23 protein-coding genes are annotated in these 22,293 nt (G+C 66.0%); 10 read left to right on the top strand and 13 right to left on the bottom strand.

Features of this window, described 5'->3' with window-relative positions:
• Positions 1-18 precede the first annotated feature (18 nt).
• The 4 genes from QFZ40_RS17010 to QFZ40_RS16995 form a co-directional block, all read right to left on the bottom strand.
• Entirely contained in the window at positions 19-744 is a 726-nt protein-coding gene (locus QFZ40_RS17010; protein WP_306905821.1) for an SRPBCC family protein, read from the bottom strand.
• A gap of 80 nt (positions 745-824) precedes the next feature.
• A complete protein-coding gene (locus tag QFZ40_RS17005) occupies positions 825-1,796 on the bottom strand; it encodes a DUF6707 family protein (RefSeq protein ID WP_306905819.1) in 972 nt (323 codons plus the stop codon).
• 86 nt (positions 1,797-1,882) lie between these two features.
• Positions 1,883-2,422 carry an NUDIX hydrolase family protein gene (locus tag QFZ40_RS17000; protein WP_306905817.1) on the bottom strand — a complete coding sequence of 180 codons (540 nt, stop codon included), beginning with the start codon at positions 2,420-2,422 and terminating at the stop codon, positions 1,883-1,885.
• A 56-nt stretch (positions 2,423-2,478) separates the two neighbouring features.
• Positions 2,479-3,252 (bottom strand): VOC family protein, encoded by a 774-nt coding sequence (locus QFZ40_RS16995; protein WP_306905816.1) that lies wholly within the window; start codon positions 3,250-3,252, stop codon positions 2,479-2,481.
• An 82-nt stretch (positions 3,253-3,334) separates the two neighbouring features.
• On the opposite strand from QFZ40_RS16995, the gene QFZ40_RS16990 reads away from it, so the two are divergent.
• Complete coding sequence (locus tag QFZ40_RS16990; RefSeq protein ID WP_306905815.1) at positions 3,335-3,934, top strand: YdeI/OmpD-associated family protein; 600 nt, start codon at positions 3,335-3,337, stop codon at positions 3,932-3,934.
• Positions 3,935-3,939: 5 nt separating this feature from the next.
• On the opposite strand, the gene QFZ40_RS16985 is transcribed toward QFZ40_RS16990, so the two are convergent.
• The 4 genes from QFZ40_RS16985 to QFZ40_RS16970 form a co-directional block, all read right to left on the bottom strand.
• Entirely contained in the window at positions 3,940-5,097 is a 1,158-nt protein-coding gene (locus QFZ40_RS16985) for an ABC transporter ATP-binding protein (RefSeq protein WP_306905813.1), read from the bottom strand.
• On the bottom strand, positions 5,094-6,683 hold the full coding sequence (locus QFZ40_RS16980; RefSeq protein WP_306905811.1) for an ABC transporter permease: 1,590 nt from the start codon (positions 6,681-6,683) through the stop codon (positions 5,094-5,096). The genes QFZ40_RS16985 and QFZ40_RS16980 overlap by 4 nt, the downstream gene beginning before the upstream one ends.
• A 4-nt stretch (positions 6,684-6,687) precedes the next feature.
• A complete protein-coding gene (locus QFZ40_RS16975) occupies positions 6,688-7,743 on the bottom strand; it encodes an iron ABC transporter substrate-binding protein (protein WP_306905810.1) in 1,056 nt (351 codons plus the stop codon).
• A 165-nt stretch (positions 7,744-7,908) separates the two neighbouring features.
• Entirely contained in the window at positions 7,909-9,249 is a 1,341-nt protein-coding gene (locus QFZ40_RS16970; RefSeq protein WP_306905809.1) for a glycoside hydrolase family 76 protein, read from the bottom strand.
• A gap of 143 nt (positions 9,250-9,392) precedes the next feature.
• Here QFZ40_RS16970 and QFZ40_RS16965 point away from each other — a divergent pair, with 143 nt between their 5' ends.
• Together QFZ40_RS16965 and QFZ40_RS16960 are read left to right on the top strand one after the other, a co-directional pair.
• Complete coding sequence (locus tag QFZ40_RS16965) at positions 9,393-10,199, top strand: SDR family NAD(P)-dependent oxidoreductase (protein WP_306905808.1); 807 nt, start codon at positions 9,393-9,395, stop codon at positions 10,197-10,199.
• On the top strand, positions 10,196-11,446 hold the full coding sequence (locus QFZ40_RS16960) for an acyl-CoA dehydrogenase family protein (protein ID WP_306905807.1): 1,251 nt from the start codon (positions 10,196-10,198) through the stop codon (positions 11,444-11,446). Before QFZ40_RS16965 ends, QFZ40_RS16960 begins: the two co-directional genes overlap by 4 nt.
• Here QFZ40_RS16960 and QFZ40_RS16955 read toward each other — a convergent pair.
• Positions 11,443-12,282 (bottom strand): DUF1684 domain-containing protein, encoded by an 840-nt coding sequence (locus QFZ40_RS16955; RefSeq protein WP_306905806.1) that lies wholly within the window; start codon positions 12,280-12,282, stop codon positions 11,443-11,445. The two genes, QFZ40_RS16960 and QFZ40_RS16955, sit on opposite strands and share 4 nt — an antisense overlap.
• Positions 12,283-12,446: 164 nt before the next feature.
• On the opposite strand from QFZ40_RS16955, the gene QFZ40_RS16950 reads away from it, so the two are divergent.
• From QFZ40_RS16950 to QFZ40_RS16940, 3 genes are all read left to right on the top strand, one after another.
• Positions 12,447-13,127, top strand: coding sequence for an NADPH-dependent F420 reductase (locus tag QFZ40_RS16950; protein WP_306905804.1), 681 nt, complete (start codon positions 12,447-12,449; stop codon positions 13,125-13,127).
• Positions 13,128-13,272: 145 nt separating this feature from the next.
• Positions 13,273-16,092, top strand: coding sequence for a phosphoenolpyruvate carboxylase (gene ppc / locus QFZ40_RS16945; protein WP_306905803.1), 2,820 nt, complete (start codon positions 13,273-13,275; stop codon positions 16,090-16,092).
• 142 nt (positions 16,093-16,234) lie between these two features.
• Entirely contained in the window at positions 16,235-16,540 is a 306-nt protein-coding gene (locus tag QFZ40_RS16940; RefSeq protein ID WP_306905802.1) for a hypothetical protein, read from the top strand.
• Positions 16,541-16,573: 33 nt separating this feature from the next.
• On the opposite strand, the gene QFZ40_RS16935 is transcribed toward QFZ40_RS16940, so the two are convergent.
• Together QFZ40_RS16935 and QFZ40_RS16930 are read right to left on the bottom strand one after the other, a co-directional pair.
• The gene (locus tag QFZ40_RS16935; protein ID WP_306905800.1) at positions 16,574-17,191 is read right to left on the bottom strand and encodes a DedA family protein; all 618 of its coding nucleotides are present in this window, start codon (positions 17,189-17,191) and stop codon (positions 16,574-16,576) included.
• A gap of 89 nt (positions 17,192-17,280) precedes the next feature.
• A complete protein-coding gene (locus tag QFZ40_RS16930; protein WP_306905799.1) occupies positions 17,281-17,937 on the bottom strand; it encodes a hypothetical protein in 657 nt (218 codons plus the stop codon).
• Between the two features lie 129 nt (positions 17,938-18,066).
• Between QFZ40_RS16930 and QFZ40_RS16925 the strand changes: the two genes are divergently transcribed.
• Positions 18,067-18,597 carry an O-acetyl-ADP-ribose deacetylase gene (locus QFZ40_RS16925; protein WP_306905798.1) on the top strand — a complete coding sequence of 177 codons (531 nt, stop codon included), beginning with the start codon at positions 18,067-18,069 and terminating at the stop codon, positions 18,595-18,597.
• Here QFZ40_RS16925 and QFZ40_RS16920 read toward each other — a convergent pair.
• Positions 18,569-19,534 (bottom strand): RluA family pseudouridine synthase, encoded by a 966-nt coding sequence (locus QFZ40_RS16920; RefSeq protein WP_306906967.1) that lies wholly within the window; start codon positions 19,532-19,534, stop codon positions 18,569-18,571. The genes QFZ40_RS16925 and QFZ40_RS16920 overlap by 29 nt on opposite strands.
• 208 nt (positions 19,535-19,742) lie before the next feature.
• On the opposite strand from QFZ40_RS16920, the gene QFZ40_RS16915 reads away from it, so the two are divergent.
• Together QFZ40_RS16915 and QFZ40_RS16910 are read left to right on the top strand one after the other, a co-directional pair.
• Positions 19,743-20,363 (top strand): winged helix-turn-helix domain-containing protein, encoded by a 621-nt coding sequence (locus tag QFZ40_RS16915; protein ID WP_306905797.1) that lies wholly within the window; start codon positions 19,743-19,745, stop codon positions 20,361-20,363.
• 11 nt (positions 20,364-20,374) lie between these two features.
• Entirely contained in the window at positions 20,375-21,067 is a 693-nt protein-coding gene (locus tag QFZ40_RS16910) for an SRPBCC family protein (RefSeq protein WP_306905796.1), read from the top strand.
• Positions 21,068-21,090: 23 nt separating this feature from the next.
• Here QFZ40_RS16910 and QFZ40_RS16905 read toward each other — a convergent pair whose 3' ends face one another.
• A complete protein-coding gene (locus QFZ40_RS16905; RefSeq protein ID WP_306905795.1) occupies positions 21,091-21,666 on the bottom strand; it encodes a TetR-like C-terminal domain-containing protein in 576 nt (191 codons plus the stop codon).
• An 88-nt stretch (positions 21,667-21,754) separates the two neighbouring features.
• Between QFZ40_RS16905 and QFZ40_RS16900 the strand changes: the two genes are divergently transcribed.
• A complete protein-coding gene (locus QFZ40_RS16900; protein WP_306905793.1) occupies positions 21,755-22,261 on the top strand; it encodes a DUF4188 domain-containing protein in 507 nt (168 codons plus the stop codon).
• Positions 22,262-22,293: the final 32 nt, after the last annotated feature.

Below are 22,293 nucleotides of genomic sequence, written 5' to 3'. Positions count from 1 at the left end.
GCTAGCCGCCCGGAACCCTCACCGGACCGACTGCGATGTGGGGTAGTTCTCAGCGCGCCAGCCTTCCCAAAGGGCGCGCAAGGACTCCAGCTTGTGGGCACCCAGATCGTAGGTGGAGACGATGACCAACGCGCCGCCGTCGGGCCGGATTTCATCGATGACCTGCTGATCGGCCACGATCAGCAGGCCGTCCCCATGTTCCGCGTAGCCGTGGACCGTGAGCCCCACCTGGTGGTTGCTGCGGTACCAGACCTTGCCCGAGATCTCCTCCCCGGTGCCCAGCGTCAGGTCATAGTTCTCGCCGGGCTTCGGTACATCGGCAAGCCCCAGCTTCTCAATGGCGGAGCCGGAACCTCCGGGAAGCTCGAACAACAGCGTGTGCCGTTTGCCGTGGGGGTGCCGTTCCAGGGCAAACCTGAGCTGCTGCAGGAAAGTCAGCCAGCCCTGGGTGATGTCCTCATCCCAGGCTGCCCACTCCGAGTTGTGGTCCTTGGCGGCCCGGGTCACGCTGACCTGGGTTCCGGTAGGAACCGGCTTCAGCTCGAAGACGTCGCCGCTGTTGGTGGTCAGGCTGGTGTGGTCCGGCGCCTCCACCACATCGCTGCCAAAATAGATCTCATTGATCTCGGCGGGCTGGTCATCGGCCTCCCACCCGTGCCATTGCGCCACCTTGGACGGCTCGCGGAGCATGGTCCAGACCTGCGCCGCGTCGGCATTAATCACTACGCTCAGATTGTTCGTCATAGCCCGAATGTACAACTCAGGGGGAGTACCGGGTAGGGGTAATTGCCAGGCCTGGTCAGCGCAACCGGGGGAAGGAACCCTCAGGCGCGGACGGCCTCAAGCTCATTGCTGATCCGGCGCTCAAGCTCGCCGAGGCCGATCGTCTCGGAGCCCCCGTGCGCCCGAAGAAAGAGGAGGGATTCCAGGCGGAGCAGCCGCCATTCGCGCTCGGCCTCGTGGTTGGAATTGTCGATGGAGCGGAAGATCTCTTTGTCGTACAGGTTGGGTTCGTTCAGCGAGCGCTGCCGGACTTTGGCGTTCATCCGGGCTTTGAACGGGTCCGTCTCCTGGTTCTCCGGGGTGCGCAGCAGCTTTTCGTACACCTCGGCGCGCTCCTGCCTCCCATCCTGCCTGCAGATGTAGCTGGAGAGCGCCAGCGACGCCTCCACGGACGCCCACCTGCCGGGATTGCCGTCGAAGGGCAGGACGTTGAGCAGGTCGGCCACGGCCAGCGCCCCCTCCGGATCCTTGAGCGCGATGAACAGTTCGTGGGCCAGATCGCTGAGGTCCTTGAGGCAGCTGCCGGACTTGACGTTGACCCCCTTGGCCAGCTTGTCGGCCAGCAGCAGGACTCCCACGGCATCCGGGTGGGCTTCGGCGACGGCCTCCACCACGGACTCCGGCGTTCCCTGCGGGGCCGGAATCAGCGCAAACTCTTCAGCGGTGGGCCCGCTGGCCGCGGGGGGCGTGGCAGGCAGGGGAGGCACGACGACGGCGGGAGCTACCGGGGCTGCCTCCGCTTCCCCGATGAGGTTCTCCGCGACCGGAAGCTGGGTGACGGCGTCGGGCGTCGGATCCAGGACGTTCACTGAGGAGCCAGCGGCAATGCGGACAGTCCCGCCGCCAGTGAGCGTGGCGACGACAAGTGCAGGGGAGCCAAAATCGTCGGACTCCAGCTCCACCCGCTGGATTTCGGCAGCGCGTTTGCCGTCGGGAAGAAGGAGCTGATCGCCGGTCTTCAGAGATCCAGCCTGCTGTTCGCTGTAGTGCCGGGCGGCTGGCGTTTCGGTCATGGGAGTCCTTAGGTTCTCTTGCGGTCCGCCCTACAGTCTACAAAGGAGGGTGCAGGAAGTCGGGGACCCCGGGCAGCCCGAGGGCGTCAGAAGCCCACTCCGGCAAACGCCAGCGCCTGGCGGATGAGCGCGCCCCGGCCGCCGCTGAATTCGAGCTGGACGCCCGGGCTGAGCACTTCCTCAGGGGTCATCCAGGTCAGCTCCAGGGCGTCCTGGCGGGGTTCGCATTCACCGGTTACCGGGATGACGTATGCCAGCGACACGGCGTGTTGGCGGTCGTCAGTGAACCCGGTTTGCGACGGGGCGGGGAAGTATTCGGCCACGGTAAACGGCACCGGGCTGATGGGGAGCTGCGGGAAGGCCAGCGGGCCGAGGTCCTTCTCCATGTGGCGCAGGAGTGCGGCGCGGATCGTCTCCCGGTAGATGACGCGGCCGGACACCAGCGAACGGATCATGGCGCCGTCCTCGTCGGCCTGCAGCAGGGTGCCGACTTCGTTCACGAATCCGAGCGGATCCAACCTGACCGGAACGGCTTCCACATAAACCATGGGGAGCCTCCCGCGTGCCTCAAAGAGGTCCTCCTCGGAGAGCCAGCCGGGATTGGGGTCAGGTGTGCGAACATTCATGGTTAAGTTCTACCCCATCGGACGCCTGCAGGCCGGTGGCGGGTGATTTCTCAGCTCTAAGCGTCGTCCGGAACGCCGTTGCCGGATCCCTCGATGCGGCGCTTCGAAATCCAGAGGGTAGGCGGTACATGCAGGCTTGCTGCGGGGGTTTGGCTGTCAGCATCGGGGTTGGCAACGTGTAGCGTCCGGCTGAATGCCTCCTCCGTCACGCCCGCCTCCAGGCCGCCGACGGTGAGCCGGTCCCGTAAAGCGTCCAGGTCGCCGTCGTACTCAAAGCCCAGTCCTGACCGCGGTGTGCCGGAGGCGGGGCGCACCATCAGCACCCCGCCGTTCTTGGCGGTGAAGTCGGCGGTTTCGTCGTCATCCGGAACAGGACGGTACCTGGCTCCGATGTCCCGCAGCGTCTGCGCGGCCGCGGCCGGTTCCGGTGTGAACCAGACGCCGACGACGGCGAGGGCCGGGTCCGCGTCTGCGCAGTTCGCGCCGTGGGCGGCCTTGTCGGCCAGGAAGCTGAAGCCGTCCGGGCCTGTGATCCGGCAGGACTCGCCGTGGTCAGTGCCGGTCAGCTCCGCGGACGTGGTCCCGGTTTCCTGCCCGGCGATGCTGGTGCGCCGGGCGAACTCGGCAACATCACCCACCTCGACGCCGAAGACCGTGGTTCCGTCATTGGGTGCGCCGGCTTCCACCTGGTGGAGGGCAAGCCTGCCGGCGCCGGCGTCGAACTCACGCCAGGCACCGTCATCCGTGGTTTTGGCCAGCCCGAGGGCCGTGAGCAGCTGCTCCCAGGGTTCCATCCGGGACGTGAAGTGGACGGGGCGGACACGCAGCATGGTTTCTCCTCGGATCCTGACGGCGCGGATACGGTCATCATGCCACGACTTGAATTGCGCGGCACCGGGGCAGAATAGGCCCATGGCGATTGAACTTCAGGAGCTGCTGGTGCCGGATGCCGCCGCGTGGCGGTCCTGGCTGGAAGCGAACCACCGGGACAGCCCGGGCGTGTGGCTGGTGCTTCACAAGAAGGGTGGCGACGTCACCGCGCTGGACTACGATGCAGCCCTGGATGAGGCGCTGTGCTTTGGCTGGATTGACGGCCAGGTGAAAAAACGCGACGACGGGAGCTACGCCCAGCGTATGACCCGCAGGGGCCCCAAAAGCCGCTGGTCAGTGCGGAACGTCGGGCACGTGGCCCGGCTCGAGGCGGCAGGGAAGATGACCGACGCCGGCCGGGCCGCCGTCGAAAGCGCGAAAGCGGACGGACGCTGGGAAGCGGCGTATCCGGGACAGGCGACGGCGGAGGTCCCGGCGGACCTGGCCGCCGCGATCGCCGCCGTCCCGGAGGCGCAGGCGATGTTCGACGTTCTCACCTCCGTGAACCGGTATGCCCTGATTTACCGCACGACCTCGGTAAAGAACCAGGCGCTCCGGGAGCGGAAGATTGCCGGTTTCGTGGAAATGCTGGCACGTGGTGAGTCGCCCTTCCCGCAGCAGAAGAAGCCGGAGGCGGGCTGAGGAATTCAGTCGTCCAGGGGAAAAGCCACGGCTTCGCCCACCACCCGCAGGCAGAGCTGCATCCCCGGCCGTGCGATGGAGGCGTTCCAGTGGCGGATGGTGATGATTTCCCCGCCGCCGGGGTAGCGGTGGTCGGCTCCGTTGGCCAGCTCGGGTGGCACGGCAAGTTTGAGCCGCACTGTGGTTTCCGGGCCGAAGTAGTCGGTGTCTACCACGACGCCACTGATGGGGCCGTCCTCGGCGATGCGGATCTGCTCCGGCCGCAGCATGAGCTGGACGCGGCCCTGCGCAGGCGGCCGGCGGACGGGAATGCCGCCCAATGAGCACGTGGCGAGAGAGCCCTCCATCCAGGCATCCAGGATGACGGCGTCGCCCAGGAATTCCGCGGTGGCCCGGTCCGCAGGACGCGTGTACACCACAAACGGATTTCCGATCTGGGCCAACTTGCCGCCCCGCATCACGGCCACCTGGTCCGCGAAGGACAAGGCCTCGGCCTGGTCATGGGTCACCAGGATGGTGGTGACGCCTGCCTTGTTCAGGACCTTTGCCACTGCCCGCCTGGTGGCCACGCGCAGCCCGGCATCCAGCGCGGAGAACGGTTCGTCCAGCAGCATCAGCTCTGGTTCCCTGGCCAGCGCGCGGGCCAGGGCCACACGCTGCTGCTGGCCGCCGGAGAGTTGGTGCGGGCGCCGCCTGGCCATAGCCGGGTCCAGGGACACCATCTCGAGCAGCTCGCTAACCCGGTCACCAACTGCCCGGCGGCCGTTCGGGAGTTTCGCGGCGTCGAGGCCGAAGGCAACATTCTGGCCAACGGTGAGGTGTGGGAAGAGGGCGCCATCCTGGGCCACGTAACCGATGTGGCGTTTGTGTGCCGGCACCCATTCGCCGTCGCCGGCAACCAGGGTCCTGTTGAGCTCAATCGTCCCCGTCTCGGGATGCTCGAAGCCGGCAATCAGGCGCAGCAGGGTGGTTTTGCCGGAGCCGGACGGGCCCACTATGGCCGTGGTCCCGCCTTTGGCCACCGAGAGGTTCACGCCCTTAAGCACGGCTTGGGTACCAAAGGTCTTGGTGACGGAATCGATCACCAGGTGGCTGTTGGTACTGGGCACCACCGAGGCTGCGATGCGCGGTTCGGGGAGGCGTGAGGGCGCTTGTTCTGTCACTGTCCCGCTGCTTTCTTGGACTGCTGGAAGAGGAGGTAGGTCATCGGCGCGGATACCAGGATCATGAGGAGCGCGTAGGGGGCGGCGCCGACGTAATCGATTTCGCTGCTCTTGCTCCAGAACTGGGTGGCAAGCGTGCGGGTGCCGTTCGGGGAGAGCAGCAGGGTGGCCGTCAGCTCGTTGACGATGCCCAGGAACACGAGGGCCGCACCCCCGGCTGCGGCGGGAGCCGTCAACCGGAGCGTCACCCGGATGAAGGACAGTAGCGGCGGTCTTCCCAACGACTGTGCTGCTTCCTCCAGTTCCTTGGGCGCCTGCGCAAGCCCTGAACGCAGATTCACCAGCGCCCGCGGCAGGAACAGCAGGACGTATGCCGCCACCAGCACCCCGGCCGTTTGGTACACGCCGGGGACCACACGGATGCTGACGGTGACGAATGCCAGGCCCACGACGATGCCGGGCATCGAGCTGGTGATGTAGTTGGAAAGCTCCAGCGCCTTGCTGAACCAGCTGGGATACCGGACGGCAAGGAAAGCCATGGGGAACCCGACGACGATGGTGACGGCAGCTCCCGCCAGTCCGTACCCAAGAGTCTGCAGCAGGGCCGGGATGAATTCATCCGCGGGCCAGCTTCCCGCTCCCGCGAGGGTCCAGCGCAGCACAACCCACAGGGGTAGCCCGAAGGCGAGAACTGTCAGCGCCAGCAGCGAGAGCTGGGCGGGCAGCTGATAGGAGCGCAGCGGAAGCCGCAGGGCCTTTCCCTGGACGCCGGAGCCCACCCGCGCATATCTGGCTGTGCCCCGGCTGCGGCCCTCGAGCAGGAGCAGGATCAGGCAGAAGAACACCAGCACGCTCGCCAGCATGTTGCCGGCGGTTCCGTTAAACGTGGACCGATACTGGATCATGATCGCGGTGGTGAAAGTGTCGAACCGGATCATGGCGAAGGCGCCGTACTCGGCCAGCAGGTGCAGGGCGACCAGGAGAGCGCCGCCGGTCATCGCGATGCGAAGCTGCGGCAGCACCACCCGGAAGAACGTCCGCCATGCCCCGAGGCCCAGGGACGCGGCGGACTGTTCGATGGCAGGATCCAGCCGGCTGAGTGCCGCAGCGGCCGGAATGTATACCAACGGGAAGTAGGACAGCGTGGCGATCAGGACGCCTGACCAGAGGCCCTCAAGTGACGGCACCGCCGAAACCCAGGCGTAGCTGTTAACGAAGGCCGGAACCGCCAGCGGGGCGGCCAGCAGGACGGCCCACCATTTGTTTCCCCGGAGGCCGGTCCGCTCGACGAGCCAGGCGCCGCCGACGCCGAGGACGAGGCAGAGGGGTACCGTGATCAAAATCAGCAAGACAGTGTTCAGGAGTAGTTCCCCCACCCGGGGGCGGAAGACCAGGGTGACGGCGGTGTCCCAGCCGGTCACACCCGTCATGAAGATGACGTAGCCGAGCGGGAGCAATGAAAACAGTGCTGTCAGTACCGCCAGGATGCCTACTGCAGAAACGCCGAAAGGCGGGCGGGGACGTTTGCCCCTGCCCGCCGTCGTCGTGTCTCCGGAAACTTGCGGAGCCGATAGATCAGTGGTCACAGATTTAGAGCAGTCCTGCCTCAGTCATCAGGTCGGTGACCTTCTCGGAGTTCAGTTTGGCAGGATCCACGGTGGGAGCCTGCAAGTCCTTCACCGGCACCAGCTTGTCATTGGCCGGGACGTCCGAGGCTATCGCGTACTCGAAGGATGTGCCCTTCTGCAGGATTTCCTGGCCCTTCTTGCCCGTGACGAACTTCAGGAACTCCTGTGCGGCCGCAGCGTTCTTTGAAGATTTCAGCACTCCACCGCCGGAAACCGAAAGGAATGCTCCCGGGTCCTGGTTCTTGAAGTAGTACTGGGAGACGTTCTTGGAGTTCTCTCCGGTCTTGGCCTGGTCTCCGAAGTAGTAGTAGTGGTAGATCAGGGCGGCATCAATCTCGCCGGCGTTGACTGCCTTCATTGCGGTGCTGTTGCCCTTGTAGGCCTTCGAGTTATCCTTCATGGCCTTGAGCCATTCCTTCGTGGCGGTTTCACCCTTGAGCTCAAGCAGCGCGGCGACGATGGCCTGGAAGTCGGCGCCGGACGGGGAAGCGCCCCAGCGGCCTTTCCACTCCGGGTTTGCCAGATCCAGCATGGACTTGGGCAGCTTGTCTTCGGTCAGCTTGGTCTTGTCATAGACCAGGACGGTGGAGCGGGCAGCGATGCCGGTCCACTTGTTGGTGCTCGGGCGGAAATTCGCGGGGACCTGTGCCACGGTGGCCTGGTCGACGTCGGCGAACAGGCCGGCGTTCTCAACCTGGGCCATCGCGGGGGAGTTCTCCGTGAGAAAAACGTCGGCCGGGGACGCCGCGCCTTCCTGGATGATCTGGTTGGCCATCTCCGGATCCTCGCCGTTGCGGACCGTGACCTTGATCCCCGTCTCTTTGGTGAAGGCATCCACCCAGGCCTGGGTCAGGTCTTCGTGCTGCGCGTTGTAGACCGTGATCTCGCCGGAGCCAGCGCCGCCGGCGGAAGCGGAACCTGAGGCTGCCGGTGTGGGGCCGCCGCCGCAGGCGGACAGTCCGAGTGCGGCGGTGGCGGCAAGTGCGATGCCGGCCAGGGCGTGGGAGCGGATCTTCATAAGGGGGCTGCTTTCTGGGGAAAAAGTCTGCTGGACCTGGTGTCCTGTGAGTCGGAAGTCAGGTGCTGCTCTCTCGAGAAACTGTAGGTTAGCCAAACCTAAGCATCCAAGCGGGAATGACCTTAAGTGATTAGGATCACATGAATTACGGAACTGTTGCGTGACTTATTTCCAGTGGGTCTTTCGCTGGATCGCCGCGGCGGCCTCCAGGACCATCCACGCCTGCAGCTGGGTGGAAAGTTCGACGGCGGCTCCCGGGGGATAGGTGACATCCGCGGGCGTCCGGGGGTGGACGGAGAAGATCAGGTTGCCTTGGTGTTTGCGAGGGTGCCCGGATACGTGCCCGGACAGGTGCCCTGACGGGTGTTTGGTCAGATGCCTGGCCAGGGGTTCCGTTGGCGAAATGTGGCGCCGGCCGGCCCAGAAGGCTTCGGCGGTGTCCAGGACGAGGCGTCCGGCCGCTGCCCTGACGGTCCCGGAAAGCCGCTGGTCGGCTGCGGCGAGTGCGAGGTAGCGGCACAGGATCCCAGTGAAGAGTCCGCCGTCGCCCGTGCCCGCACACTGTAGGACCAGGCTGTCCGGTGAGGCGCCGCTTTGCCTGTCCGCTTCGGGCGGGACTGTCAGGCTGCGGCCCACTGCCTCCACAATCGTGGCAGCGCGCGCCAGGTTCGCTTTCCCGCCGAGTTCCAGGAGCGCGCCGAGCACCGGCCCTTGGTTGTAGGTGTAGATGGCGGTTTCCACCACCACCCCGCCCGCGGGGTCGATCCGCAGCCCGTCCAGGTAGAGGCCCTGTGCCGGATCGAAGAGCCTGGCGTCCAGCCAGTCCAGCAGTGCCTGGGCCTTGTCCCGCTGGCCGGTCCGGGCATAAAAGAGCGCGACGGGGGCGGTGGCGGGGGTGTTCTTGAAATCCCGCTTCCTGCTCCAGAAGGTGCCGCCGCCAAGGTCGTCCGTCGAGGCCGAATCGAACTGCAGGGTCAGGGTTTTCCGGATCCTGGCAATGCGCTTGCTGTTCCTGAGTGGTGGCTTGCGGAATTCCTCCTGCTGGGTTGCTTCGGCGAGTTCATGCAGCCGGAGGGTGGCCAGTGCCAGCCAGGCCATGTCGTCGTAGTAGCTGTTGACGAAGGTGAGGAGGTTACGCAGCCTGATGCCCGTGAGCAGGCGGGAGGCGAGCCTGCCGGCGCCGGCCTCAACGGCGCCTGGAATGACGCCGGCCTTACCGCCGCCGTCGTCGGGACCTTCGCCGTCGGACGGTGCAGCGGACGTGGCTGCACTGCCCATCTCCCGGATTCCGGCATCCACCAGGCAGTCGAGGTACTGCGCCTGCCACCAGTAGTGCCAGGGGCGGACGAGGATCTCCGCGGGGCGCGAGGGCCGGAGAATGGCGCCGATGTGGGTGCCCGGCAGGAAGAGTAGCCGATGGCCGAACAGGGCCGTGACCGAGCATGCCGCCTCATTGGCACGGGCGGCCCAGCCGGAGACAGCCGGGCCGGAGTCCTGCGGGATCATGACTCCCAGCCTAGTATTCGCCGGTGCGGCCTTGCCGTTGATTCGAAGGAGCCGTTGGTGCGGGCGGCCGTTATTTCAGTTAACATTCACTAACTAATGTTCCCATGGGGCTGTTTCGCCGGGGCCCGCATCAAGGAGGATGTATGGACATCAATGGCAGCGTCGCAATGATTACGGGCGGAGCCTCCGGATTGGGGGCGGCCACCGCCAGGCGGCTGTTCGACGGCGGGGCTTCCGTGGTGCTGATCGACCTGCCGGGCTCTGCCGGTGCAGCCTTCGCCGAGGAACTGAACGGGTCTGCCGCCGGGCGATCCGGTACAGGCCGGACCGCAGTCTTCACCCCCGCGGACGTGACCAACGAGGCTGAGGTTCAAGGTGCCGTCGACGCAGCCGTGGCCTTGGGCCCGCTGCGGATCCTCGTGAACTGCGCGGGCATCGCCACCCCGGGCAAGGTGCTGGGGCTCGACGGCGTACTGCCGCTTGACGCGTTCAGCCGCGTCATCCAGGTGAACCTCATCGGGACGTTCAACGTGCTTCGCCTCGCTGCGGCGGCCATGGTCGCCACCGAACCCGTGAGTACCGACGTCGGCGGTCCTGAGCGTGGCGTGATCATCAACACTGCTTCCGTTGCAGCGTTCGAAGGCCAGATCGGCCAGCCGGCTTACGCGGCCTCCAAGGGCGCCGTTGCCGCGATGACCCTGCCGTTGGCGCGGGAGCTGGCGCGCGAACTGGTGCGGGTGGTGACCATTGCGCCGGGGATCTTCGAGACCCCGATGATGGCCGGGCTCCCGCAGGATGCGCAGGATTCGCTCGGCCGGCAGGTGCCGCATCCCTCCCGGCTTGGCAGGCCCGCCGAGTATGCCGGCCTCGTGGCCCACATTGTCGAAAACGCCATGCTCAACGGCGAAACAATCAGGCTGGACGGCGCCATTCGAATGGGTCCCAAATGAGCCCGGGGCACGAAGGCGCCCCTGATCCCGGCACTCGTCCGGCCCCTGATCCGGGCACGAAAGAGCTGCCAGCTGCGGACTTTTTCGCCTTTGAGGCGCAGCTCAGCCCCCGGGAGCGGGACAAGCTGGCAGAGCTGCGGGATTTCCTCGCTTCGGAGATCGCGCCGCACGCGTCGGACTGGTGGAACAAGGCGGAATTTCCCGCGCACATCCTCCCCAAGCTCGCGGCACTGGAACTGAGCACTCCCGCCCAGCGGGGTTACAGCCACCTGTTCGCGGGGCTGGTCATCGCCGAAATGACCCGCGTAGACACGTCCATCGCCACGTTTTTCCTGGTCCACCACGACCTTTTTGTGGAATCCCTTTATGCCTTCGGTTCGGAGGGGCAGAAGGAGCGGCTCCTCGCCGATGCCTCAAACCTGCGCATCACGGGGGCCTTCGCGCTGACAGAGCCCGGCCATGGCTCCGACGTCGCCGGCGGCATGGAGACCCGTGCCCGGCGGATCTCCTCCCGGACCGGGGAGCCCGACGTCGGCGGCGACAGCTGGCTGCTCAACGGTGCCAAGCGGTGGATCGGCAACGGGACTTTCTGCGACTACATGCTGGTGTGGGCACGGGACGAAGCCGACGGCGCCGTCCGGGGGTTTATCGTGGATGCTTCCCTGCCGGGCGTGAGCCGGAGCCGGATCGAGAACAAGATCGCGCTCCGGACAGTCCAGAACGCTGACATTGTGTTCAAGGACGTCCGCATCGCCGAGGCGGACCGCTTCGCCGGGATCAGCAGTTTTGAAGACACGAACCGGCTCCTGCGCGGATCGCGGATCATGGTTGCCTGGCAGGCCGTGGGGCAGCAGCTGGCGGCGTTCGACGTTGCCCGGCAGTACGCCGTCGAACGCCGGCAGTTCGGGCGGCCGCTGGCGCAATTCCAGCTCATCCAGCAGCAGCTGGTGACCATGTTGGGCAACGCCGTAGCGAGCATGGCCATGATGGTCCGGCTCGCCGAGCTGCAGGAGGAGGGCGCGGCGGGCATGCCCCAGGTTGCGCTGGCCAAGTCCTACATCAGCGCCCGGATGCGCGAGACCGTGGCGATGGGACGGTCCATCCTGGGCGGCAACGGGATAGTGACCGATTACCGGATGGCCAAGATCTTCGCCGACGCCGAGGCCATTTTCACGTACGAGGGCTCCTTTGAGATCAACACGCTGATCGTCGGCAGGGCCGTCACCGGAGTGTCTGCCATCGCCTAGGCCAGGCTTCCCTCCGGAACCTTCTCGCCTGCGGTCACCTCGACGTCGATCGAATTTCCCTTGACCGGCATGGGGCAGGTGCCGAAAGGCGTGAAGGCGCTGGGGTAGTTGATGGCCCGGTTGAAGTCGATGATCACCGTCGCCTTTCCTGATGGATCAACGCGCGGACGCGGGATGAAGACTTTGCGCCACTCGTCAGTGGAAATGCCGTTCGTCTCGTCGTGGAAGGTGACCGTCAGGGCGCCAAGTTTCTCTTCCTCAGCGTGGAGGCGGATCTCATGCGGGAGGCCCGGGACCCGGAACACCACCTCACCCACGGAGCGGTGCACCCCGTCCACGAGCGGATTTGCCGTGGCGATGGGAACGTCCACCGGCTCCGGGTAGGCCTCGAACCGTCCCTGGATCACCCAGGCGGGGTCGTAATCAAAGGTGGGAACGCCGTCGAACTCCATGAACACCGGCGAGCTGGAATCCCGGGTGCGGATGGCGTACCGGTCCGCGCGCATCGCAAGCTCCACCACCACCTGCCGGCCGTCGCTGCCGCCGAACTGCACCCACATGAGGGACTCCTCGTTCGCGAGGGTTGCAGAGATGGTGCCGTCCACGGGCTCCCCGGTTTCCACCAGCGTCAGGCCGTCGCGTGCGCCGGCGGTGAGTGATGCCGTCACACCGTCCGTCCACCACAGGCCGGGGACGAGTTCGACGGCGGCGGGCTGGGTTTCCAGCCACTGGAAGGAGGTGAGGGTCAGCCAGCCGTGCGGGCTGGCGAGGACCGAATTGCGGCTCTTGCGGAAGCGCTGCCAACGCTCCAGCTGGGCATCCGCGGGTGTGCTCATGATTCCTCCATGGTTTCTGCAGTGCCCGCTTCAACCCTGCCGGCGCTCCGTTCATTCCACCCCTGACCATAGCCTGCCGCCGTTCCTCGCTTGCCTTGAGGCCGACGGGGAGTAACGTCGGAACCGGCGTAGACCTGCCACATCACCAGCTGAAAAGAGTAGCCATGAAAATCGCGGTCCTTGGCACGGGAACCGTAGGCCGGACCCTGGCGGGCGCACTGTCCGGAATCGGGCACGACGTGGTCCTTGGCACGAGGGATCCGCAGGCCACATTGGGCCGCAGCGGACCGGCCGCCACGGGAGCCCAGCCCTTCAGCGAATGGCATGCCGCGAACCAGCACATCCCCCTGGAAACCTTTGCGGATGCTGCCGACGAGGCTGAACTCGTAGTGAACGCGACAAAAGGGGCAGGGGCACTCGCCGCACTGAGTTTGGCTGGGTCCGCCAACCTGGCCGGCAAAGTGCTCGTTGACGTATCCAACGCCCTCGATTCTTCCCAGGGCATGCCGCCGGTGCTGAATCCCGTGAACACGGACAGCCTTGGAGAACGGATCCAGGGTGCGTTTCCTGATGCCAGGGTGGTCAAGACGCTCAACACGATGAACGCCGGGCTGATGGTGGATCCCGGGAGGCTTGCGGGCGGGGACCATTCGGTTTTTGTGTCCGGCGACGACGCCGGCGCCAAGACGGTGGTCACTGAGCTTTTGGAGGCCCTGGGGCACCGTGACATTATCGACCTGGGTGACATCACCTCCGCCCGCGGCGCTGAGATGATGATGCCGGCCTGGCTGCGGCTGTGGGGCGTGCTGGGAACAGTCGAGTTCAATTTCAAGATCGTCCGCTGATGCTGGTGACAGGGCCGTCGTCACACTATCTGAGACGGATTCCCCGGCAGCGGCCCCCTGCGGGTAGCATCTTTAGCTAGTAACGTGGCTCACAGTATCCAGCGCAGTGTACGAGCCGAGTCCGAACCCTCGAAAGATAGTTTCCATGGCTGACACTGCAATAAATTCCGGAACCGACCTCGCCTCCGAACTGAGGGCGGACGTCCGGCGCGTTTCCACCCTGCTGGGGGAATCCCTGGTGCGCCAGCACGGACCGGAGCTCCTGGACCTCGTGGAACAGGTCCGGCTCCTCACCAAGGAGTCAAAAGAGGCGGCCCGGGGCGGCGCGCACGCTACCGGGCCGTGGAGCGCGCACGACGTCGTCGCCCAGGTCCGTGAGCTGCTGGGCTCCCTGCCCATTGAGCAGGCAACCGACCTGGTCCGCGCTTTTGCCTTCTACTTCCACCTTGCCAACGCGGCTGAGCAGGTCCACCGCGTGCGGGGCCTGCGGACCAGGCAGGAGAAGGACGGCTGGCTGGCCAAGGCGGTGACTGACATCGCCGGACAGGCAGGGCCCGCCGTGCTGCAGGAGGTGGTCAACGGGCTGGATGTCCGGCCCATTTTCACTGCTCACCCCACCGAAGCCTCCAGGCGTTCGGTGCTGGACAAGATACGCAAACTCTCCGACGTGCTGGCCCAGCCCACGAAGGAAGGCACCACTGCCCGCCGCCGCCAGGACCGTCAGCTCTCCGAGATCATCGACCAGATGTGGCAGACCGACGAACTCCGCCAGGTCCGGCCCACTCCCGTGGACGAGGCCCGCAACGCCATCTACTACCTCGGCAGCATCCTTACCGACGCCATGCCGGAGATGCTGGCCGAACTGTCCGAACTGCTCGGCGAACACGGCGTGAGCCTCGCCTCGCAGAACGCCCCCATCCGGTTCGGTTCCTGGATCGGCGGGGACCGCGACGGCAACCCCAACGTCACCGCCGCCGTCACGCGGGAGATCCTTCAGATACAGAACCAGCACGCCGTGCGGATCAGCATCGGCATGGTCGATGAACTGATCTCCATCCTGTCCAACTCCACAGCGCTGGCCGGTGCGGACAAGCAACTCCTGGATTCAATCGACGCCGACCTGAAAAAGCTGCCGGGCCTCGAACGCAGGGTGCTGGAGCTCAATGCCCAGGAGCCCTACCGGCTCAAGCTGACCTGCATCAAAGCCAAGCTCATCAACACCGGCAAGCGGGTGGCCTCCGGTTCCTCCCACGAGCACGGCCGCGACTACAACGCCACCGACGAACTCCTGGCCGACCTCGAACTGCTGGAGCTGTCCCTCCGCAACCACTCGGCGTCGCTCGTTGCCGACGGCGCCCTGGCCCGTGTCCGTCGGGCGGTGGCCTCCTTCGGCCTGCACCTGGCCACCCTGGACATCCGCGAACACGCCGACCACCACCACGACGCCGTCGGACAGCTCATGGACCGGCTGGGCGGCCCCGGCCTCCGGTACGCCGAACTAAGCCGCGCGGAGCGGTTTGAGGTGTTGGGGTCCGAGCTGGCCTCGCGCCGTCCGCTGTCCGGGCACCCGATCAAGCTCGACGGCGTCGCGGACGGTACGTACGACGTCTTCCGCGAGATCCGGCGCGCCCTGCGCACCTACGGTCCTGACGTCATCGAGACCTACATCATCTCCATGACCCGGGGCGCGGACGACGTCCTGGCCGCCGCGGTCCTGGCCCGCGAGGCCGGGCTGGTGAACCTGTTCGCCGAAACCCCTTACGCCAGGATCGGGTTCGCGCCGCTGCTGGAGACCGTGGAGGAGCTGCGGGCCTCAGCGGAAATTGTCGACCAGCTGCTCTCCGATCCGTCCTACCGTGAGCTGGTGCGCCTGCGTGGCGACGTCCAGGAAGTCATGCTGGGCTACTCGGATTCGAACAAGGAATCCGGCGTGATGACCAGCCAATGGGAAATCCACAAGACGCAGCGGAAGCTGCGCGACGTGGCGGCCAAGCACGGGGTCCGGGTGCGCCTGTTCCACGGCCGCGGCGGGTCCGTGGGCCGTGGCGGCGGTCCCACGTACGACGCCATCATGGCCCAGCCGAACGGCGTGCTGGAAGGTGAAATCAAATTCACCGAGCAGGGCGAGGTCATCTCGGACAAGTACTCGCTGCCGGAGCTCGCCCGGGAAAACCTGGAGCTTTCCCTGGCGGCCGTGCTCCAGGGATCTGCCCTGCACCGCAGCCCGCGTACGTCGGAGGACCAGCGCGAACGGTACGGGCACGTCATGGAGATCATTTCCGACGGCGCGTTTGACCGCTACCGCAAGCTGATCGATGACCCCGACCTGCCGGCTTATTTCGTGGCGTCCACTCCTGTGGAGCAGCTGGGATCGCTGAATATCGGCTCGCGTCCGTCCAAGCGCCCTGACTCGGGGGCCGGTCTCGAGGGGCTGCGCGCCATCCCGTGGGTCTTTGGCTGGACCCAGTCACGGCAGATCGTGCCCGGCTGGTTCGGCGTGGGCTCGGGCCTGAGGGCTGCCCGCGAGGCCGGACATTCGGCCCAGCTGGTGGAGATGATGGACAACTGGCACTTCTTCCGCTCGGTGCTATCCAACGTGGAGATGACGCTGGCCAAGACGGATCTGGACATCGCGGGGTACTACGTGGCCACCCTGGTTCCGGAGGAGCTGCACCGCATCTTCCGGACCATCCGCGAGGAATATGAGCTCACCGTCAGCGAGATCCAGAACCTTACCGGTGAAAACCTGCTCCTCGACGCCCAGCCCACGCTCAAGCGCTCGCTTGAGATCCGTGACCAGTACCTGGACCCCATCAGCTACCTCCAGGTCGAGTTGCTGCGCCGCATCCGCGCCGAGGGTGCCCGGGACGGAAGCATCAGCGGGGCTGAGATCGACGAACGGCTCCAGCGCGCCATGCTCATCACCGTCAACGGGGTAGCCGCCGGCCTGCGCAACACCGGCTAGCCACGACGCTCTCTCACCTCCTGTGGGTTTTTCCCAAGCGCTCTCTCACCCGGTGAGGGAGCGCTTGTGGTTTTCCTGCAGGGTGTGAGAGAGCGTTTCAGGGCTTCGGGGACCAGGCAGCTGCCGGGATAAGGTTGACGGCATGCCTTCGTTCCAGACCCGACTGAAGATCACCGGATTGAAACCCGGCAACCCGCCCGAATCGGTGATGGCTGCCGCCGTGGAGGCGCTGGGGACGCGGCATCACGTGGAGTCCAACAGGCTGGAGCTTGCCGGCGGCGTGCCGCAGCTGAACCTGCGGTTCCTGGTGGAGCCCACGGAGTACCAAGGTGAGAATCAGCAGGCGCGTGAGTCGGCAGCGATGATGCGCGACGCCGTCGAACGCGTTGCGCTGACAGGCTCACTCATGGTGCTCCGCCGCAACCGCGGCCGCTGGGCGCCCGTTTAGGCTCCATAGACCCGGCTCCGGCCGGTCAGGAATTCAGGCCGGCCCGCCAGGCTCGTCCACCGGCGAACGGCTACCGCGTCGGCGCGTCACGATGACACCGACGCCAATGCCGATCAGCAGTCCCGCCGCCACCCCGATCAGGGAGCTGGCCCAGAACGGGAGCTTCGTGGCGGACCCGGTGAAGAAGCCCAGCCCCACCAGCCAGGTTGCCCATAACAGTGCGCCAAGGCCGGCGCAGAGGCTGTAGCCACGGACCGAAACGTCCGCGATCCCTGCCGCTGCCGAGGTAGCCAGCCTCCCGCCGGGGAGAAACCTTGCGCCGATGATCGTCCCGTACGTGGAGGAGCGTCCGGCCCGGGCAATAGCCAGATGGATGCCGCTGTGGAGTTTCCGGCCCCAGCGCCAGCGGTCCAGCACGTGGCTGAGGCGGCGCTTGAACAGCTGGAACACCACCATGTCCCCGATCCAGGATGCCGCTGCGGCGAGGAGAGCCACCAAAAACACATTGGCCCGGCCGTCCGCCGAGAGTGCTCCGCCGGTGATCACGACCATTTCGGACGGAACAGGCGGGAAGATGGCGTCGCCGAGCACCAGGGGGATGATCCAGAAATAGATCGCCGCCCCCCAGCTGTCGGCGTTGCCAAAGTCCATGGCCACAAGGTACCGCACTTTCCTGCAGGCGGCTCGGGCTGGCCTGCCGGTGCAGAAGTCGGGGCGCCAGGAGCCGGTGCCTGGCGGGGTCAGGCTTTACGGAAAATGCCGGGCGCCGCTTCCGTTGACGGAGCCTGGCTGAGGTGCCGGGCGGCCAGGTAATACCAGTACGGCCACGCGGCCCAGGCCGTGGCGCCCAGTGCGAAGCCGGCTCCGCCGATGCCCCAGCGGATCCAGCCGGGAGCCTGTTCCGCGAAGGCAAGCCCGGCGAAGGGCAGGCCAACCAGAAGCGCCCCGCCGATGAGCTTGTCCAGCCGTGCAAGCCGGCGGGGATAGCCTCCGTTCTTGAGCAGTGCCCGGTGGGCCAGTAGGAACCAGCCTGCCTGGACCGCCATGGCACCCATGCTGATGCCTGTCGACACACCGAAATCGAGCTGCTTGAAGACCAGGAGGAAGGAACTGGCAGACCCTGCGGCGCAAGCTGTTACCACCAGCCACTTCCCGGCCTCGGAGCCCGGTGATGGGGGCAGCCGCCGGTGGACCTGGAGGATCACGGGGATGACCACCAGGCTGAAGACCCCGCCTGTTGCGTCATTGATGGTGCCGAAGATGTACGGCCCGTTCCGCGGTACTTCAATGGCATACATGGCAGCCAGCGTCCCAACGCCTATCACGCCAAGTCCGGCCGCTGCGTAGGCGAAGTTGGCGGCCGTGCGGTCACCGGGGATTTCGATGAGCGTGTCCATGGGGCGTCCTCACCTCGCGCCGGCTGCAGCGGAAGCCTTTGCGGAACCTTCCAGGCAGGACAGCGGATACCCACAGGATATTCCTGCTCCGGCCTGTCATCCAGAGGCTGCCGGTGGGAGACTGTCGGCATGCGGACCCGGATTATCCAGGGCGACATTACCACCCGTGCCGTGGACGCGATCGTGAACGCGGCCAACTCCGGTTTGCTGGGTGGGGCCGGGGTGGACGGGGCCATCCACCGGGCGGCGGGACCCGAACTGCTGGCCGCATGCAGGGAACTCCGCGCGCGGGACCTGCCCCACGGGCTCGCGGCCGGCGCCGCCGTCGCCACACCGGGCTTCCGGCTCCCGGCGCGCTGGGTCATTCACACCGTGGGGCCGAACCGCCACGCCGGGCAGACCAACAGGGCGCTCCTGGTCTCGTGTTTCAGCGAAAGCCTGCGCCTGGCGGATTCATTGGGGGCCCGTTCGCTTGCATTTCCAGCCGTAGGCGGCGGGGCTTATGGCTGGGCCGGGCGGCAGGTGGCGGAGGCCGCGCTCGACGCCGTCAACGGGTTTGCTGCCTCCCATCCCGGGAGCGAGTTGGAGCTGGTGGAATTTGTGCTGTTCAGTCCCGAAATGGAGGCAGCCTTCAACGCCGTGTGGGCGCAGCCTCGCTGAGTTGCAGGCGGCTCCGGTATTCCACGGGCCTACCCGAGACGGGGTCGACAAAGCGGATGCCCCTGGCCAGTAGCTGCAGCGGCCTGGTGTAGTCATCCGGAGCCTTGTCCAGCAGATCGGGATAGAACGCATCGTTCACGATTCCGAGCCCCAGCGAGGCCATGTGAACCCGCAGCTGATGGGTCTTCCCGGAGTGCGGCTCAAGGCGGTACAGCCCACGGCGCGCGGCGCCGACGGAAGCACCGGCGGCGGAAGCACCGCCGTCGAACGTTTCCAGCAGTTCCACGCGGGTCTCCGCGTTCGGCTCGCCCTCGATGACTTCGGCCAGCAGGTAGCTGCGGGACTTGGTCATCCGGTTCCGGACCACTACAGGGAAGTCGACGGCGGGATACCCCGCCGCCGGCTCTGCGGCGGAAACGCACTCATATTCCTTCCGGACCTGGCGCTTCTCGAAGAGGACCTGGTACTTGCCGCGGGTTTCCGGGTTGGTGGAGAGCAGCAGGATTCCTGCTGTCATTCGGTCCAGGCGGTGCATGGGGATCAGGTCAGGCAGGCCCAGCTGGTTCCGCAGCCGGACCAGGGCCGATTCCTGGATGTAGGTGCCGCCGGGGGTGGTGGGCAGGAAGTGGGGCTTGTCCACCACCAGGAGGTGCTCGTCCTGGTGCAGGATGCTCAGCTCAACGGGGATCCGGGTCTCGGGCGGAAGGCTGCGGTAGTACCAGATGAAGGTGTGGTCCTCGAGCTTTGTGGCCCGGTTGAGGGGGATTCCGCCCTCGCCCACGATCTCGCCGGCGTCGAATCTGTCCTCGATGCCCTGCGGGTCGATATGCCCCCAGCGGTGCATCATGTAGTCCATCGCAGTTGCCCAGGGGCCGTCCTCCGGGAGGCGCAGGCGGGTGGCGTTGACGCCGTCGCGCACGGGGAGGGGGGATTGCATCACCGGTCCATTCTACTTTGCGGTTCCCCGGGTCTTCGGCGTCTCTTCCCGTCTCGGCGTCTTGGCGTCTCGACTCGACGTCGAGATCGCCGCAGCGGTGCGAGTTCGCTGGATCGTTCCGGCGAACTGGAACCCTTCCCGCGAACTCGCGGAACCGACAGTAAAAACATCCTTGACAAATAAAGTTGTCGGGGTCGACAGTTGAAGCATGTTGGACATCGAAGTGATTGAGGACCCGGCCGCGGCGGAAGCGTCCCTGGATCCGATCCGCACCCGCATCCTCCAGGAGCTGGCCGAACCGGGCTCTGCCACCCAGCTGTCAGTGAAGGTGGGCCTGCCACGGCAAAAGGTCAACTACCACCTCAAAGCCCTGGAGCGCCACGGGCTGGTGCGGCTGGTGGAGGAGCGGCGGAAAGGGAACGTCACTGAACGTGTCCTGCAGGCCACTGCTGCCTCCTACCTGATCTCGCCAGTGGCGCTCGCCTCGGTGGCGCCCGACCCGCACAGGTTCTCGGACCGCTTCTCGGCCTTCTGGCTGCTGGCGCTCGCAGGCAGGATGGTGCAGGAGATGGGCAAGCTGATTGCCGGGGCCGCCGCGGCCCGGCAGAAGCTGGCCACCTTTGCCATCGACGGCGAAATCACCTTCCGCACGGCGGCGGACCGAGCCGCCTTCGCGGAGGAACTCGCCGTCGCCGTCACGCACCTGGTGGACAAATATCACGACGGCGGGCCGGGCGCCGGGCGCAAGCACCGCCTCGTCGTCGCGCTTCATCCTGTCCTCAAGGCCCCGGCAGTACCCAAAGACACCCCACAAACCCCTCTCACCTAAGGAGCAGGACAATGACTGACAACCGCGAATTCGAAATCGTCTATGACACCGAACTGCCCGGCACGCCCGAGCGCGTCTGGGAGGCCATCACCGACGGGACGGCGGGCTGGATGTTCCCCACTGACCAGTGGCCGGACGTCCAGACCGTCAAGGAATACCCCACCCACCTTGTGTCCCGGATGGAGGGTCCGGACGGCTGGTTCAACCAGCTGGAGCACGTTCTCGAGCCGCTCGACGGCGGCCGGGCCCGCCTGCACTACGTCCACAGTGGCATCTTCGCCGATAACTGGGACGAGCAGTACGACGGCGCCAGCAAGCACACTGAGTTCTACCTGCACACCCTCGGCCAGTATCTGAAGTACTTCGACGGCAAGCCGGTGGTCTTCACGGACGTCCAGGGCCCGGCGGCGTCACAGCGGCCGGACGGATTCGTGCAGCTGAAGAAGGCCCTCGGGGTTGAATCAGCGGCGCAGGGTTCGCGGGTGGAGTTGGAGCTCGACGGCGTGGGGCGGCTTTCCGGGGAAGTGGACTTCTCCAACGAGCACTTCCTGGGCCTGCGGACGTCCGCTGCGATGTACAGGTTCTTCGGCCGGAACTCCTTCGGTGCGCCCGTGGGGATGACTGTGCACGATTTCAGCGGCAGCGGCGATCCGGAAGCCACGGCCAAGGCCTGGGGCGACTTCCTCGAGAAGGTGTACGCGTAGGCCGCTGTGCGCGGTGGCCCGGTTCAGGCTCTCCAGCCTCTGGCCACCGCGTCCAAGGCTGACTCATAGACAGCCTCCCAGTCGGTTCCGGGGGACCCGACCTGCGCCAGTTCCAGCCCGACAAGGCCGTGGACCTGGCCCCAGATGGCCGTGGCAGCGGCCTCCACCGGAGCCACCAGGAAGACTCCGGCTGACTGGGCCGCAGCGACGGCTTCCATCAGTGGCTTCATGGCATCAGCAGCGGCATCGGGGCTCGGCCGGCAATCGACGTAAGCTGCCAGCGCGCCTCCGAACATCAGCCGGTACAGGGCCTGGTGTTCCAGGGCCCAGGTCCGGTAGGCCAGGCCCAGTGCACGCAGTCCGTCCGGGGCTGCCGCGGCCTGGGAGTCGCGGAACGAGCGGAACCCGTCATCGACCACTGCCGTGAGCAGCTGCGATTTGCCGCCGAACAGTGAATACACGGCTGTGGTGGACGTCCCTGCAGCCGTAGCGACGTCGCGAAGGGTGACGCGGGCAGGACCCTCCCGGTCCACGAGGTCCGCGGTTGCAGTGAGGAGTTCGGCCCTCAGTGAGGCGTCGTGTATTACAGGTCTTGCCATGGAGTCCATTGTTCCATAACGTTGTTTCATAACGTTGTTTTGTAACTGCGTTATCAAATAAAAGAAACAACACTTCCTAGGAGCTTCCATGGCGCAGCAGGTATTCCCCGGCCGTTACACCGCTGATCTCGAAAGTGAGTCGGTGACCGTCTTCCTCATCGGAATGCGCGCGAACCGGTGGTGGAAGGTCAGAACCGTTGCAAAGGTCGCCGCCTCGATGCCCAGGATGCTCCAGCATCTCGCCGCCGATCCGGCGTCGGGCTTGCTGGGGTATGAGCAGTGGTTCGGGCGCACCACGGTACTCCTCAGTTACTGGCAGAGTCCGGAGCATCTTCGGAAATTCGCGGCGGACCGCGACTCACCGCACCTGGAACCGTGGCGGCGCTTCATGAAAGAGCTTTCCGGAACCGGGGATGTAGGCGTCTGGCACGAAACCTATCAAGTACCCGCCGGAGGCATCGAGGTGGTGTACAACGGCATGCCACTTTTCGGGCTGGCCAAAGCCACTGCGCATGTCCCCGTCGGCGCCGGAAGCAACACGGCAAAGCAGCGCATGGGCCGCTCCGCAAGGCCCGTTGCGGACAGCAGTTCCTAACGATCCGGTGCGGTGTTGCCCTTCACCCGGGG

The organism is Arthrobacter pascens, from assembly GCF_030816475.1.
GTDB classification, from domain to species: domain Bacteria; phylum Actinomycetota; class Actinomycetes; order Actinomycetales; family Micrococcaceae; genus Arthrobacter; species Arthrobacter pascens_B.
Note: the sequence above shows the minus strand (reverse complement) of the source record. Positions and strands in the feature narration are given on the sequence as shown.